At 73.3% G+C, this 14,370-nt stretch carries 10 protein-coding genes and 1 pseudogene; 7 read left to right on the top strand and 4 right to left on the bottom strand.

Annotated elements, in window-relative coordinates:
• Window positions 1-18: 18 nt before the first annotated feature.
• Window positions 19-1,509, bottom strand: coding sequence for a bifunctional phosphatase PAP2/diacylglycerol kinase family protein (locus OHS59_RS09840; protein WP_328493002.1), 1,491 nt, complete (start codon window positions 1,507-1,509; stop codon window positions 19-21).
• An 81-nt stretch (window positions 1,510-1,590) separates the two neighbouring features.
• Between OHS59_RS09840 and OHS59_RS09835 the strand changes: the two genes are divergently transcribed.
• The 5 genes from OHS59_RS09835 to OHS59_RS09815 all read left to right on the top strand — a co-directional run bounded on the left by OHS59_RS09835 (window position 1,591) and on the right by OHS59_RS09815 (window position 7,766).
• On the top strand, window positions 1,591-3,210 hold the full coding sequence (locus tag OHS59_RS09835; protein WP_328493001.1) for an ABC-F family ATP-binding cassette domain-containing protein: 1,620 nt from the start codon (window positions 1,591-1,593) through the stop codon (window positions 3,208-3,210).
• Window positions 3,211-3,488: 278 nt separating this feature from the next.
• Window positions 3,489-4,283, top strand: a complete 795-nt coding sequence (locus OHS59_RS09830) for an RNA polymerase sigma factor SigF (RefSeq protein WP_328493000.1) — start codon at window positions 3,489-3,491, stop codon at window positions 4,281-4,283.
• Between the two features lie 206 nt (window positions 4,284-4,489).
• Window positions 4,490-5,359: a hypothetical protein gene (locus tag OHS59_RS09825; RefSeq protein WP_328492999.1), complete on the top strand. Its 870-nt coding sequence runs from the start codon at window positions 4,490-4,492 to the stop codon at window positions 5,357-5,359.
• Between the two features lie 101 nt (window positions 5,360-5,460).
• Window positions 5,461-6,702, top strand: coding sequence for an aminotransferase class I/II-fold pyridoxal phosphate-dependent enzyme (locus tag OHS59_RS09820; RefSeq protein WP_328492998.1), 1,242 nt, complete (start codon window positions 5,461-5,463; stop codon window positions 6,700-6,702).
• Window positions 6,699-7,766, top strand: coding sequence for an MBL fold metallo-hydrolase (locus OHS59_RS09815; RefSeq protein WP_328492997.1), 1,068 nt, complete (start codon window positions 6,699-6,701; stop codon window positions 7,764-7,766). The genes OHS59_RS09820 and OHS59_RS09815 overlap by 4 nt, the downstream gene beginning before the upstream one ends.
• A 306-nt stretch (window positions 7,767-8,072) precedes the next feature.
• Here the strand turns inward: OHS59_RS09815 and OHS59_RS09810 are convergent, their stop codons facing one another.
• Together OHS59_RS09810 and OHS59_RS09805 are read right to left on the bottom strand one after the other, a co-directional pair.
• Complete coding sequence (locus OHS59_RS09810) at window positions 8,073-8,702, bottom strand: DedA family protein (RefSeq protein ID WP_328492996.1); 630 nt, start codon at window positions 8,700-8,702, stop codon at window positions 8,073-8,075.
• A 68-nt stretch (window positions 8,703-8,770) separates the two neighbouring features.
• Window positions 8,771-9,538, bottom strand: a pseudogene (locus tag OHS59_RS09805) (MBL fold metallo-hydrolase); the annotation flags it as partial.
• An 84-nt stretch (window positions 9,539-9,622) separates the two neighbouring features.
• On the opposite strand from OHS59_RS09805, the gene OHS59_RS09800 reads away from it, so the two are divergent.
• Window positions 9,623-10,048, top strand: a complete 426-nt coding sequence (locus OHS59_RS09800) for a hypothetical protein (RefSeq protein ID WP_328492994.1) — start codon at window positions 9,623-9,625, stop codon at window positions 10,046-10,048.
• A gap of 300 nt (window positions 10,049-10,348) precedes the next feature.
• Window positions 10,349-12,430, top strand: coding sequence for an alkaline phosphatase family protein (locus OHS59_RS09795; RefSeq protein WP_443061412.1), 2,082 nt, complete (start codon window positions 10,349-10,351; stop codon window positions 12,428-12,430).
• A gap of 154 nt (window positions 12,431-12,584) precedes the next feature.
• Here OHS59_RS09795 and OHS59_RS09790 read toward each other — a convergent pair whose 3' ends face one another.
• Window positions 12,585-14,216: a DUF6345 domain-containing protein gene (locus OHS59_RS09790; protein WP_328492992.1), complete on the bottom strand. Its 1,632-nt coding sequence runs from the start codon at window positions 14,214-14,216 to the stop codon at window positions 12,585-12,587.
• Window positions 14,217-14,370: the final 154 nt, after the last annotated feature.

The raw sequence follows: 14,370 nt of genomic DNA, 5'->3' as shown, positions 1-14,370 counted from the left end.
ATACGGACTGACGGCTGGTCAGCGAGGGCCGCTCGGACGGTAGACCGTCAGTGCCTCCGGGAGCTTCTGGATCGTCACATCACCCTCCACGGGCGTGACTTCGCCGTCGAAGGCCAGCAGCGTGCCCGGTTCGACGCCCTGCACGCGAAGGCCGCCGACCCGCAGCGCCGCGTGCACGGGCGACTTGGTCAGCGGTCCGGCCACGGCCGCGGCCAGGAGGCGTACGGCCGGGAAGCGGCCACCGTGCACGACCCGCACGTCGAGGAGGCCGTCCGCGAGGTCGAAGCGGCGGGCCGGGATCGGCCCCATCCGGTGGTAGGTGCCGTTCCCGGCGAACAGCAGCCACAGCGGCCGCTCCTTGCCGTCGAACTCGGCCCGCAGCGGATGCCGGCCCGCGCGCACGACGCGCAGGGTGGCGACCACTCCGGCCGGCCAGCCGCCGATCCGCTTCGACCAGTGGTCCCGCTCGCGCACCAGCTCCGGATAGACGCCCAGGCTGCAGTTGTTGAGGAAGTACCCCTCCTGGTCACCGGCGGAGTACCGGCCGACGTCCACCCGTACCGCGTCGCCCTCCGTCAGGGCGCGGCCCAGGCCGCGTACGTCCTCCACGCCCAGGTCCTTCGTGAAGTGGTTGAGCGTGCCGCCGGGCAGCACGGCGAGCGGCAGGCCGTGGCGCAGGGCCACCGTGGCCGCCGCGTTGATCGAGCCGTCGCCGCCGCACACCCCCAGCACCTCGGCGCGGGCCGCCGCCTTCTCCAACTCGGCCCGCAGATGGACGGGTTCGCACTCCACGACCTCGGCGAGCGGCAGGGCGTCCCCGATGGCGCGCATACGGTCCGCGGTGCCCGCCGACGTGTTGACCACGAGCACCAGGCCCTCCCCGTCCTGCAGCGCGGGCACGTCCGCGCGCGGCCGGCCCGGGGGCGGCAGCTGGTCACGCGTCGGCACCAGGGCGCGTGCGACGAAGGCGGTGCCCACTCCGAACGCTGCACCGGCGAGCACGTCGCTCGGGAAGTGAGCACCCGTGTAGATACGGGACAGGGCCACCGCGGCGGCCACCGGGGCCACCACCGCGCCGAGCGAACGGGACTCCAGGGCGACGCCCGTCGCGAAGGCAGCCGCCGACGCCGAGTGGCCCGAGGGGAAGGAGGTGGTGATCGGCTGCCGCTTCAGCTGCCGCATCGCCGGCACGGCGTCCAGCCGGGGGCGCGGCCGGCGCACCGAGCGCTTGCCCACCGTGTTGATCGTGGCCGAGGCCAGGGCCAGCGAGGCGATACCGCGGACGGCCGCGCGGCGTGCCCGGGGCGAGCGGGTCGCCGCGAGGGCCGCCGCCGCGCCGAACCACAGCACCCCGTGGTTCGCGCTGCGGCTCAGCTTCGGCAGCAGCGGGTCGGCGCCCGGCCAGTGCCGGGTCGCGACCGCCTCGAAGAGGCGGAGGTCCAGGGCCATCAGTCGCTTGAGCAGGTCATGGCCGGCTCCCGTGGCGGTGAGGTCTACTTCAACGGTCATGCCCCATCGTCTACCCCGGCGGGCCCCCGGCGCGCATATCGGTTTGCCCCGTCGCCCGTCCGCCCCGGACAATGCCCGACCATGGGACATCTCGAAGCCGCGCACCTGGAGTACTACCTTCCCGACGGGAGGGCGCTGCTCGGCGACGTCTCGTTCCGGGTGGGCGAAGGGTCCGTGGTGGCGCTCGTGGGGCCCAACGGCGCCGGCAAGACGACACTGCTGCGGCTGATCTCGGGCGAACTGAAACCGCACGGCGGTACGGTCACGGTGAGCGGCGGACTCGGGGTGATGCGCCAGTTCGTGGGCTCCGTACGGGACGAGACGACCGTGCGCGACCTGCTCGTGTCGGTGGCCCAGCCCCGGATCCGCGAGGCCGCCGGGGCCGTGGACCGCGCCGAGCACGGCATCATGACCGTCGACGACGAGGCCGCGCAGATGCAGTACGCGCAGGCACTCTCGGACTGGGCCGAGGCCCAGGGGTACGAGGCCGAGACGCTCTGGGACATCTGCACCACCGCCGCGCTCGGCGTGCCGTACGACAAGGCGCAGTTCCGCGAGGTACGGACCCTTTCGGGCGGTGAGCAGAAGCGGCTCGTCCTCGAAGCGCTGCTGCGCGGCTCCGACGAGGTGCTGCTCCTCGACGAACCGGACAACTACCTCGACGTCCCCGGCAAGCGCTGGCTGGAGGAGAAGCTGCGGGAGACCCGCAAGACGGTCCTGTTCGTCTCCCACGACCGGGAACTGCTCGCCCGCTCCGCCGAGAAGATCGTCAGCGTGGAGCCCGGTCCGGCCGGCGCCGACGCCTGGGTGCACGGCGGCGGCTTCGCCACGTACCACGAGGCCCGTCGTGAGCGTTTCGCGCGCTTCGAGGAGCTGCGGCGGCGCTGGGACGAGAAGCACGCCCAGCTGAAGAAGCTGGTGCTCAGTCTGCGCCAGGCGGCCTCCATCAGCCATGAGCTGGCCTCGCGGTACCAGGCCGCGCAGACCAGGCTGCGCAAGTTCGAGGAGGCCGGCCCGCCGCCGGAGCCGCCGCGCGAGCAGGACATCACGATGCGCCTGCACGGCGGACGCACCGGCGTACGGGCCGTGACCTGCAAGGGGCTCGAACTGACCGGGCTGATGAAACCTTTCGACCTTGAGGTCTTCTACGGCGAGCGGGTCGCCGTGCTCGGCTCGAACGGGTCGGGCAAGTCGCACTTCCTGCGGCTGCTGGCGGGCGGCGAGGTGGCGCACACGGGGGAGTGGAAGCTCGGCGCGCGGGTCGTGGCCGGTCACTTCGCGCAGACCCACGCGCACCCCGAGCTGGTGGGGCGTCCCCTGCTCGACATCCTGTGGACCGAGCACGCCCAGGACCGCGGGGCCGCGATGTCGAGGCTGCGGCGGTACGAGCTGACGGCGCAGGCGGAGCAGCGGTTCGACCGGCTGTCGGGCGGCCAGCAGGCCCGCTTCCAGATCCTCCTGCTCGAACTGGAGGGGTCCACGGCCCTGCTCCTCGACGAGCCGACGGACAACCTCGACCTGGAGTCGGCGGAGGCCCTTCAGGAGGGTCTTGAGGCCTATCAGGGGACGGTGCTGGCCGTCACCCACGACCGGTGGTTCGCTCGCGCGTTCGATCGCTATCTGGTGTTCGGCAGCGATGGGCGGGTGCGGGAGACGGCGGAGCCGGTCTGGGACGAGCGGCGGGTCGAACGGTCACGTTAGCGCTTGCGCCTGCGCCGTTCCCCGCGCCCCTAACCGATTGCGCCGTTCCCCGCGCCCCTTCTCGGGGGCGCGGGGAACGGCGCAATCTTTTTGGGTTCCGGGTCCGGGACTCCGTGTTTGCTCCGTGATGCGCGGGGCAGGCGACGTTCAGTGCTTCGGACAGGAGGCACGTCCGTGGGAGTTGTGTCCTCGCCCCACGGGTGTGCCCGTCCGGTTCCAGGGTGCGCTCTCACGGTTGACCGTCCAACCTGAGCACCCTCAAGGGAGTTGCACGCATCATGCGAACTCACGCGAGCGCAAGGCACCACCCGCACGACGACGCCCCCGACACCGCGGAGGACTTCCGCAGGCTCGCTTCGTTGCCCCCGGGTCCGCCGCGCGACACCCTCCGCGACCAGATCATCGAAGCCTGGCTGCCCATGGCGGAGCGGCTGGCCGGCCGGTTCCGCAGCCGCGGTGAGAGCTTCGACGATCTGCGGCAGGTCGCGGCGCTCGGCCTGGTCAAGGCCGTCGACCGCTACGACCCCGAGCGCGGCAACGCCTTCGAGAGCTACGCCGTGCCGACCGTCACCGGTGAGATCAAGCGGCACTTCCGCGACCACATGTGGACCCTGCACGTACCGCGCCGGGTCCAGGACCTGCGCAACCGTGTCCGCTTCGCGCGTCAGGACCTGTCCCAGACCATCCCCGGCCGGGAGCCCACGGTCGCCGAGATCGCCGCGCACGCGCAGATGAGCGAGGACGAGGTACGCGCCGGTCTTGAGGCCCTGGAGAGTTTCACGGCGCTGTCGCTGGACGCCGAACTGCCGGGCAGCGAGGACGGCTACTCCCTGAGCGACGCACTGGGCTTCGCCGACCCGGCCCTCGACATCGTGATCGACCGCGAGTCGGTCAAGCCCCGTCTGGAGGCCCTGTCCGAACGCGAGCGGGCGATCCTCTACATGCGGTTCTTCGGTGACATGACCCAGAGCTCCATAGCCGAACAGCTCGGAATCTCCCAGATGCACGTCTCCCGGCTGATCAGCCGCTGCTGCAACCGGCTGCGCGACCAGGTCATGCAGGACGTCGCGTGACATCTGCGCAGTCTCGCCGCTGACGGCACGGATGCGCGCCGGGTCACCCGCTCGGGCGTCGGCGTGGCACGAATGGTGCCCGGCCGCGCGCGCCCCGGGCGGCGGCGGGCTCTGATGGACTGCGGGGCATGCCGGTCGTGCTCCGCCTCCGTCGCCGCAGCCGGGCGTGGGGGTCCCCAGCCGACGGCCGAAGGAGACCGAGCCCCATGCCGCTGAGCCGTACCGCTCGCGCACTGTCCGCCACCGCTTTCACCACCCTCGTACTCGGCACCGCCACCACGGCCGCGACCGCGAACTCGGGGGCCGAGGTCAGCCCGCGCACGGTGGCCCCCGGCGGCACCGTCACCGTCTCCGTCACCTGCGGATCCACCGGCGGGCACCCGCCCGAGTCCATGGACGCCACCTCCGAGGCCTTCGAGCACGGCACCGTGCGACTGCACAGGACCGGCCACAGGACCGGCCGGCAGGAGGACCCCGCGGGTGCCGACGACCCCGCGGGCATGGACGACCCGGCGGGCACGGACGACCCCGTGGGTGTCGAGGATCCGGCGGGCATGGACGACCCGCTGGGCACGGAGGACGAGGACGCGGCAGGCACGGAGGATCCGGCAGACGTCGACGATCCGGCAGGCGTCGAGGGTCCGGCGGGGATGGACGACCCGGCGGGCGTCGACGAGCTGGGGGGCCGGGACGACCGGGCGGGCAAGGACGAATCGCGCGGCGGTGTCACCTACAGCGGCACCGCCCGTATCTCGCCCGCCGCGGACTTCGAGGAGGGCGGCCCGGACGGCGCCCGTGATCCCTCCGAGTGGCGGGTCGACGGTGTCTGCCCGGCGGCGCCCGGCGCCGAGGGAAAGAAGTGGAGCGCCTCCTTCACCGTGTCCCTCGACGGCTCCCACAACGGCTCACGCGACGGCTCCCGCGGGGTGGACGGCCGGCACGGGGTCCACGCAGGTCAGGGCGGCACCTTCAACGACTCCACACTCGCCCTGGTGTCCGGCGGTGTCCTCATCGCGGGCGCGCTCGGCGCCGCCGTCCACAAGCTGCGCCACCGGGAACCGTCCCGGAACGCCTGAGTCGGCGAAGCGGATCACCGGGTACCGGCACCCCAGGAGCACGACCGGCACCGTGGGAATCGGACCGACGGGTCCAGGGAGCACTGCGCGGAGGTACACAGATGCGGCGCACCGATCCGGCAGGGCACGGACCCGTCCGTTACGGCCCACCCCTCCCGGGCCACGGCCTGCCGCCGCCACCCGGCCTCGTCGCCGCCGCCACGGGCACCCGCACCGAACCGGCCGGCGGGGGCCCCGCGCTTCTGGACGCCGCCCGCGGCTACTGGACCCGGCGCGGCCTGTCCGCCGACCGCGACCGGACCGTCGCGGCACCCGGCGCTCCCACCTTGCTCCTCGCGCTGACCGCGGCCCTCGGCGGTGACGTGCTGGTGCCCCGCCCCTGCGCGGCCTGGTGGACACCGCAGGCCCGTCTGCTGGGCGCGTCCGTCTTCCCCGTGGGCACACCCGCCGAGTGCGGCGGCGTCCCTGATCCGTACGCCCTCCTGGAGACCGTGCGCCGGGTGCGCGCCGAGGGCGGCGATCCGCGGCTGCTCGTCCTGTCCGTCGCCGACGACCCCGCCGCGACCGTCGCGCCGCCCGAGCTGGTCCACGAGACCATGGAGGCCGCCGCCGGTGAGGGCCTGCACGTGGTCAGCGACGAGACCTGGCGCGACACGCTGCACGAGCCGCACGACACCGTGCTGATCGGTCCCGCCGAGATGCTGCCGGACCGGGTCACGGTCCTGACCGACCTGTCCGGCCCGTTCCTCCCGGCCGGCTGGCCCGCCGCGATCGCCCGATTCCCCGGCAACGACACCGGCACCCTGCTGCGCGACCGTGTCCTCGACGTCCTCACCGCCCTCGACGCCCGGATCGCCGCACCGGTCGCCTCGGCCGCCGCGTACGCACTCGGCGAACCCGACGAGATCACGCACCGACTCGACGCGTCCGTACGGCTGCACGCGCGCGTGGCCGCCGCCGCGCACCGGGCCCTCACCGAGGCGGGGGCCTTCGTCCGGCCCCCTCGCGCGGGGCGCCACCTGTACGCCGACCTCGGTCCGCTGCGGTCCGCGCTCGGCGCGCTCGGTGTCGGCGACGCACAGGAACTTGAGGACTTCCTCAGCGTCCGGCTGGGCATGCCGACGCCCGGCGGCCACCGCTTCGGCGACGACCTCGGCGCCCTGCGGGTACGGCTGGCCACCGGGCCGTTCCTCGGCACAACCGACGACGAGCGCATGGCGTCTCTCATGTCACCGGAACCTCTGGAATTGCCGCATGTGGAAAGCACGTTGAGTCTGCTGGGATCGACCTTCGACGGTCTCCGCGATGACGACGACGCTCGGCGACGGGAGTCCCCTCGATGACGCAGCAGTCCGAGTCGGCCACGAACACCACGACGACCCCCACGACCACGGCTGCGACGCCGGCCACCACGGCGAGTGCCGTGCCCGATGCCGGAACGCCGCTCGCCGGGCCGCGTCCGCTCGGTGAACGGCGGGTCTGGCCCGGCTCGTTCGCCGACCGGCTCACCGCACCGCTGCCGGGCCTCAGCGGCTTCGCGCGGTTCGCCCGCGAGGGAGCGCTGCGGCCGGGGCCCGAGGGGCTGGCCGACATTCCGCGACTGCCGTACGAGCCGGGCCCGTTGCCCCGCGTGGACGCCGGCACGGTCGCCGTCTCCTGGGCGGGGCACGCCAGTTGGGTGGTCCGCATCGGTGGCCTCACGGTGCTCACCGACCCGGTCTGGTCCCGCAAGATCCTCGGAACTCCCGCCCGGATCACCCCTGTCGGTGTGCCCTGGAGCGCCCTGCCGCGCGTGGACGCGGTCGTCATCAGCCACAACCACTACGACCACCTGGACGCACCGACCCTGCGCCGGCTCCCGCGCGACACCCCGGTGTTCGTCCCGGCGGGTCTCGGCCGCTGGTTCCGGCGCCGCCGCTTCACGCAGGTGACCGAGCTGGACTGGTGGGAGGCGGCCGAACTCCGCGGTGTCCGCCTGGACTTCGTGCCGGCCCACCACTGGTCCAGGCGCGGCCTCCACGACACCTGCCGGACGCTGTGGGGCGGCTGGATGCTGACCGCGCCCGACGGCAGGCGCGTGTACTTCGCGGGCGACACGGGGTACGGGCACTGGTTCTCCCGGATCGGTGCCCGTTATCCCGGTATCGACCTGGCGCTCCTGCCGATCGGCGCGTACGAGCCGCGGTGGTGGCTCAGTGATGTGCACTGCGATCCGGATGACGCGGTGCGGGCGGTGCGGGATCTGGGGGCGCGGCGGATGGCTCCCATGCACTGGGCGACGTTCGTCCTGTCGGCCGAGCCCGTGATGGAGCCGCTCTCGCGGGTGCGTGCGGCCTGGGAGGCGGCGGGTCTGCCCCGGGAGGACCTGTGGGACCTCGCGGTGGGGGCGTCCCGGGTCCTGCCGTGACCGGCCCGCCGGGGGCCCGCTGCGCGGTCGGCCCCCCGGCGGCGTGCGGCGCGCCGACAGCCAAGCCCCTGGGCGGGGGTGTCGGGGCCGTAGCGGGGCTGCGGGTGCGTCGTGGTTGGTTGCGCAGTTCCCCGCGCCCCTGAGGTGGTGGGGCTTGCCGTGGGGGGGGATTGGTGCGGGTCCGTCGTGGCTGGGCGTGCGGTTCCTCGTGCCCCTGAGGGGTGGGGGCGTTGTGGCTGGGCGTGCGGTTCCTCGTGCCCCTGAGGGATGGGTCCGTCGTGGCCGGGCGTGCGGTTCGTCGCGCCCTTAGCGGGTCGCGGCGGTTCGGACTCGGCGCCACAGGGCGGGGGTCAGGCTGACGACGATCGTCAGGAGTACCGCCGCGACCACGCCCTCCCAGGGCTCCGCGAACAACGAGCCGCCGAGCACCCCGATGAGCTGGTACGTGGCGGCCCACGCGAGACAGGCCGGCGCGTTCCCGTGGGCGAACCGTCGCATCGGCCACTTCGCCATCAGGCAGGCGAGCATCACCGGGATACGCCCCGCGGGGACCAGCCGGGACAGCACCAGCACTGCGACGTTGTGGTCGGCGAGCTTCGTCTGGGCCTGGGCGAGCCGGTCCTCGGGCGCCCGGTTGCGGATCGCCGCGAGCCAGCGCGAGCCGTTCTTCGACTTCATACCGCGTCGCCCGAGCCAGTACAGCGCCATGTCCCCGAGGAACGCGGCCAGCGACGCCACCACGAAGACCATCAGCATCGAGAAGGGAGCCGTCCGGTGGAGGGCCACCACAGCCGCCGAACTCACCAGCGCACCCGTCGGAATCACCGGCACCAGCGCACCGATCAGCACCAGCAGGAACAGCGACGGATAGCCGAGTGCCTGCTGGGTGGCTTCCGTCGGCACGCTCGTGACCGCGACGGCGAGCACATGTCTCACCGGGCCCCGCCCTCCCGCTCGTCGTCGCCCCGACCGGCCGGCGCGTCCCCAGGGGAGGACCGGTACCCAGAGATCTTGGGTCGCACACTCTCGCCGTGGTCGAGATGGTGCACCGTCACGCCCGGCGCACGCTCCGCGGCCAGGCGCACGAACTCGGCTCCCGGTGCATGGAACTCATGGGGGCGCACGCCATCCATCCCGATCGGCCAGAACGTGCCGTAGTGCACCGGCACCGCACTGGCGGGCCGCAACAGGGCCAGCGCGTCGGCCGCCCGGCCCGCGTCCAGGTGCTCCTCGCCCAGATACGGCCCCCAGCCGCCGACCGGCAGCAGCGCCACGTCGACCGGTCCGACCTCCTCGGCCATCGACTCGAACAGCCCAGTGTCCCCGGCGAAGTACGTCCGGGACTCGCCCTCCACGACATAGCCGAGGGCGGGCGCGCGATGTGGCCCGACCGGCAGCCGCCGCCCGTCGTGCCGGGCGGAGACGACCCGTACGACCAGGTCACCGACCTGGACCCGGTCGCCGGGTGCCACCTCGGTGATCTCCAGGCCGCCCAGCCTGCGCAGTCCGGGCACCGAGCGCCGGGCACCGCGCGGCACCAGCAGCCGGGTGCCCGGATCGAGCCGGGCCAGCGAGGGGATGTGCAGATGGTCGGCGTGCAGATGGGAGACGAGCGTCACATCGGCCACCGCCGCCTCGGCCGGGGGTGGCGCCCCCCGGCGCCTGCGCAGATGCGCGAGCCGGCGTGCGAAGAGCGGGTCCGTGAGCACGCGCACTCCCGAGTCCTCGACCGTGCAGGTGGCGTGACCCCACCAAGTGATCTCCACCGGCACTCCTTTGCCTCCTTCGCGCGACTCCCCCCGAGCGTACGTGCAGGAGTAGGGTCGGCGACGAAACCCGGAGGTGAGGGGGACACCATGGGAGACACACGCCGTACCTCCGGCATGCTGCGCGTGACGACGATCGCCAGTCTGACGCCGTTGGAGGAGCTGGACGCGGACCCCTTCCTGGTGGACTCGCGCAGCCAGCACGCCATGTGTGCCCACTGGGCGGCCGAGCGGGGCTACGTGGTCACCCGGGAACTGCTCCTGCGGGGGCTGCGGCCCGACCACTGCGCGCTCTGGGAGGACGCCGAGGCGGGCCTGGTGGATCTGTTCGTCGCACCCAGCCGCCGGGTTCTGGAGCGGGCGCTCGCCTCGGTCGAGGAGTTCACCGCCGAGTGCGATCGGCGGGGTGTGCGCGTGGAGACGGTCGGGCATGCGGAGCCCGCGTACGACGCGCAGATGAAGGCGCGTGTCCATCGTCGGCTGTCGATGCCGACGGCGGGGTACGACGGTCGGTGAGCGCTCCGCGCGATGCGTGGGCCGCAGGCGGGATCGGGCCGCGTGCCGTCTGGGGTGGGTGCCGGTCGGTGGGCTTGCCGCGCCGTTCCCCGCGCCCCTAAAGATTGCGCCGTTCCCCGCGCCCCCAAAAAAGATTGCGCCGTTCCCCGCGCCCTTAGAGGAATGCGCCGTTCCCCCGTGGACCTGGAAGTGCCCCGTGCCGTTGTCGGAGGACGTCGGCGGGGATCGTCGTGGGCGTGTGGGAAGGTATGCCCGAGTCCGTCGGCAAGGGGGCGGGCGCGGATGTGAGGCGGGCGTGACGTGGGTAAAGAACGATGGCGGAGGGTGGGGAGCGCGCTCTGGCGGAGCGTCGCCGTATGGGCGGTGTCCACGGTCACCATGCTGGCGCTCGCCGGGATCCTGCCGGACTTCAGACTCCAGTCGACCGACGGTGACAGCGCCACCAGCATCGCCGTCACCGCCGCACTGGGCGCCGGAGCGTTCGGCGTGCTCTCCTCCGTCGTGTGGCCCCTCCTCGTACGGGCCCTGCTCCTCGTCCCCGCCCTCGTCCTCGGGGTGCTGGTCTTCTTCCTGAACGGCTCGCTCCTGCTGCTGGCCCTGCGCCTGGACCCCTCGGGACAGAGCGAGGCCGCCCCGGAGACCGCCGTCGTGGTCGCCGCGGTGATGTCGGCGGTCGCCTCGGCCACCGGCGGCGCCCTGGCCGTGCGGGACGACGACGCGTACCGGCGCAGGCTGTACCGGCTGTCCGACCGCCGCCGCGGGCAGGGACCGCCGCCCGGAGCCCTGACGACCCCCGGCACGGTCTTCCTCCAGCTCGACGGAGTCGGCCACGACGTGCTCGTGGACGCGATCGGGCGCGGGCTGATGCCCACCGTGGCCGCCTGGCTCGGCGACGGTCCCGGAGCCCGCACCACCCACCGGCTCGCCCCCTGGCGCACCGACTGGTCCAGCCAGACCGGCGCCAGCCAGCTCGGCATCCTGCACGGCTCCAACCACGACATCCCCGCCTTCCGCTGGTACGAGAAGGACACCCAGGAGATCGTGGTCTGCAACCGGCCCACCAGCGCCGCGGAACTCCAGCGCCGGGCCATCGAGCACACCGGTGACGGCGGCCTGCTCACCGTGGACGGCGCGAGCCGCGGCAACCTCTTCAGCGGCGGAGCCGAACAACTCGCCCTGGTGCTCTCCGTGGCCGCCAGGCGGGGCAAGGAGAACCGCTCCAGGGCGGGCTACTTCGCGTACTTCTCCGACCCGGCCAACGCGGTCCGCACCGCGCTGTCCTTCGTCGCCGACGTCGGCCGTGAGATCGGCGAGTCCACCCGGGCCCGGATCAGGAAGCAGCGCCCCCGCGTCGGCCGCGGCGGCCTGTACCCGTTCATCCGGGCCTTCGCGACCGTCATCGAGAGGGACGTCGTCGTCGCGGCGGTGATCGGGGACATGTTCGCCGGACGCGCCTCGGTCTACGCGGACCTGGTCGCGTACGACGAGGTGGCGCACCACTCCGGTCCGCGCAGCCGGGACGCGGAGAAGGTCCTGCAGCGCCTGGACCGCTCGCTGGCCCTGATCGCGCAGGTCACCGAGCATGCCCCGCGCGCGTACCGTGTCGTGCTGCTCTCCGACCACGGCCAGAGCCCCGGCGAGACCTTCCACGCCCGCTACGGTCTCGGCCTCGGCGAGCTGGTCCGGGCCGGCTGCGGGCTGCCCGTACCCCGCAAGGCCCGGCGCACGCACAGCGGTGCCGAGGCCAGGACCGCCGTACGGGCGGCGCTGCGCAGGCCCGTCGAGGAGCGCGGCGGGCAGCACCGGCCGGCCGCCGCCGACTCGGAGCCCATCGTGCTGGCCTCCGGCAACTTGGGCCTGGTGTCCTTCCCGGACGTGCCGCACCGGATGAGCCGCGAGGAGATCGACGCCCGGCACCCGGCCCTGCTGACCACACTCGCCAACCATCCCGGCATCGGATTCGTGCTCGTGCGCAGCGAGGAGCACGGCGGCCTCGTGCTCGGCGCGCACGGCGTCGAGATCCCCCTGGACGAACTGGACGAGAACCCGGGCCCGCTCGCGGACTTCGGCCCGGGCGCCGCCGACGCCGTACGCCGCACGCACTCGTTCCCGCACGTCGCGGACATCATGGTCAACTCCTGGTACGACCCGGAGGAGGGCGAGGTCCTCGCGTTCGAGGAGCAGATCGGTTCGCACGGCGGTCTCGGCGGAGCCCAGGGGCGCCCGTTCCTGATGTCGCCGCTCAGTCTCTCGCCGCCCGTGGATGCCGGGGAGGAGCTGGTCGGGGCCGAGCAGGTGCACCGCGTACTGCGCCGGTGGCTGCGTGAGGACGACGGCCCCCAGGTCCCCGTCGGGGCCGACCCCGACCGGCAGAGCGCCTGACCGCGCGGCCGGGACACGGCGGACCGCCCCCGCGCACCCCCACGAACGGCGGACCGCTCCCGCCCACCACCTGTGAACGGCGGGCCGCTCCTCCGTCCCCCCTTGTACGGAGGAACGGCGCGCCGTCCCGTCGGGGCCCGGGAGGAGCCCCGGCTCACCGGGCCAGCGGGGCGACCACCCAGCGGCGGGTGACGAACTCGCTGTCCGCGCGGCCGATCTCGACCAGTTTGCGGGCCGCCGGGAACGCCTCGTTGCCCTTGATCTCGTAACCGACCCGCAGGGTGCCCGGCACGTCCCGGATCTCCAGCTCCCGCTGGACGTCGGCCACCGGGCGCTCCTCGTCCGAGCCCGCCACGGCGAGTTCGGCGGCGAGCCGGCGCTGAGCCGCGGCCAGCCCGTCCGCGGGATCCTGCGCGCGCGGCGCGCGGGCGGCCTGCCGGCCCTGTCCGGACGGCGGGGCGACCACGGAGCTCGGCGTGCGGGTGGACCCCGTGGACTCCCGGGTCGACAGATGTGCCTGCACCACCGTGCCGTCGTTGTCCAGCGCCACCCGGATCTCACCACGGCCAGGCGTGATCACCGGTACCCCGTCCAGCAGTTGACGGAACGTCACATGTGTTTGCACGGAGACCGGTTCGCCGAGCTGCGAGCCGTCCCCCGCGCCGGAGTTCTGCCACAGGTCGTGCACGCCGTCCACGACCAGCTCGGCCCCGTCCGCGTGCCGCCGCGCGAACTCCTGCGCCCGCTCGACGGCTTCGGCGGTGGCCAGCTGCCGGGTGTTGCGGTGGTTCGACTCGCCGAGCCGCACCCAGCGGGCCGCGCGGGGAGCCGTCGACAGACACCGGTCCCCGGAGCTGACACTCAGCACGCCCTGCTGCTCGACCGGGACCTCCTGGAGCGCCGCCGCGGGGAAGTCCCCGATGTGCTCGGCCAGTCGGGTCAGCTCGGCGCCCGGGTCGCGCGGCACGAGCTGGACGGTCCGCGGCTCCTGCGGGAACACGGTGAGCTGCTCGCGCAGGCTCTCGCGGGCGTTGTACCAGCGCCAGGCGTACCAGGAGTCCGGTACGTGGTCGCGGTAGAGGGTGCGCTCCGAGTCGAGCCGGGCGACCGCCTCGGCCTGGGTCGCCCCGGTCGTCGCCACCGACGGAGCCTGCCCGTGGTAGATGTCCCAGGAGGCGTTCAGCCAGGCCTCGCAGAAGGTCTGCCCGGCCCGCCACTTCTCCCAGAAGAACCGGCCGTAGTCCGGGTTGTCGATGCTCGTCGTCTCGAACCCGAAGATCATCCGGGAGCCCAGGTTGGGCGACGCCCAGGTGCGGACCGGCGAGTGCCCGTCGAGCACGCGCAGCGACAGACAGGTCGACCAGAAGACGTAGTTGACCCGCTCGTTGCCGAACGCCATGCGCTGCGACTCGGCGTCGGTGCGCCCGTCCCACGCGGCCCCGAGCGGCGCCACGAACTGCCCGTTGTCGCGCATCGTGCCGTGCCCCGAGTGGTAGACCGCCGTCACGGCGTCGAGGCCGAAGCGGTCCTGCCAGTTGTCGAACGCCTCCTCGTACGCCCACACCTGGACGGCGGAGTCCTGGAACCAGAAGTTCCTGGGCTGGAACTGTTCGAGATAGGCGAGCCAGCCGCCGGCGTCCTCGTGCGTCCGGCTGAGCGACGACGCGTTCGCGAACTTCTCGATACTGAAGGCGCCCCACCAGCCGAGGGCGGAGTCGCGGTCGGCCGCGCCGGGCTTGCCCGAGTCGAGCGGTGAAGGACCGTGGTCCGTGTAGATCATGCGCATGGCCGGTACCCCCTGTCGGACTCCCCGCCGCGCTCCTCGTCCACCGGCGGGCGAGAGGCCCAAGGTGTCACCGGCTGAGGGATGTGCCCAGCTCGTATTCAGGCCATGAGGGCCGGTCACGGACATGTCGCACCGTCTCACGGGTCGCTGTGGG

The sequence above is a fragment of the Streptomyces sp. NBC_00414 genome, from assembly GCF_036038375.1.
Classification (GTDB): domain Bacteria; phylum Actinomycetota; class Actinomycetes; order Streptomycetales; family Streptomycetaceae; genus Streptomyces.
Note: the sequence above shows the minus strand (reverse complement) of the source record. Positions and strands in the feature narration are given on the sequence as shown.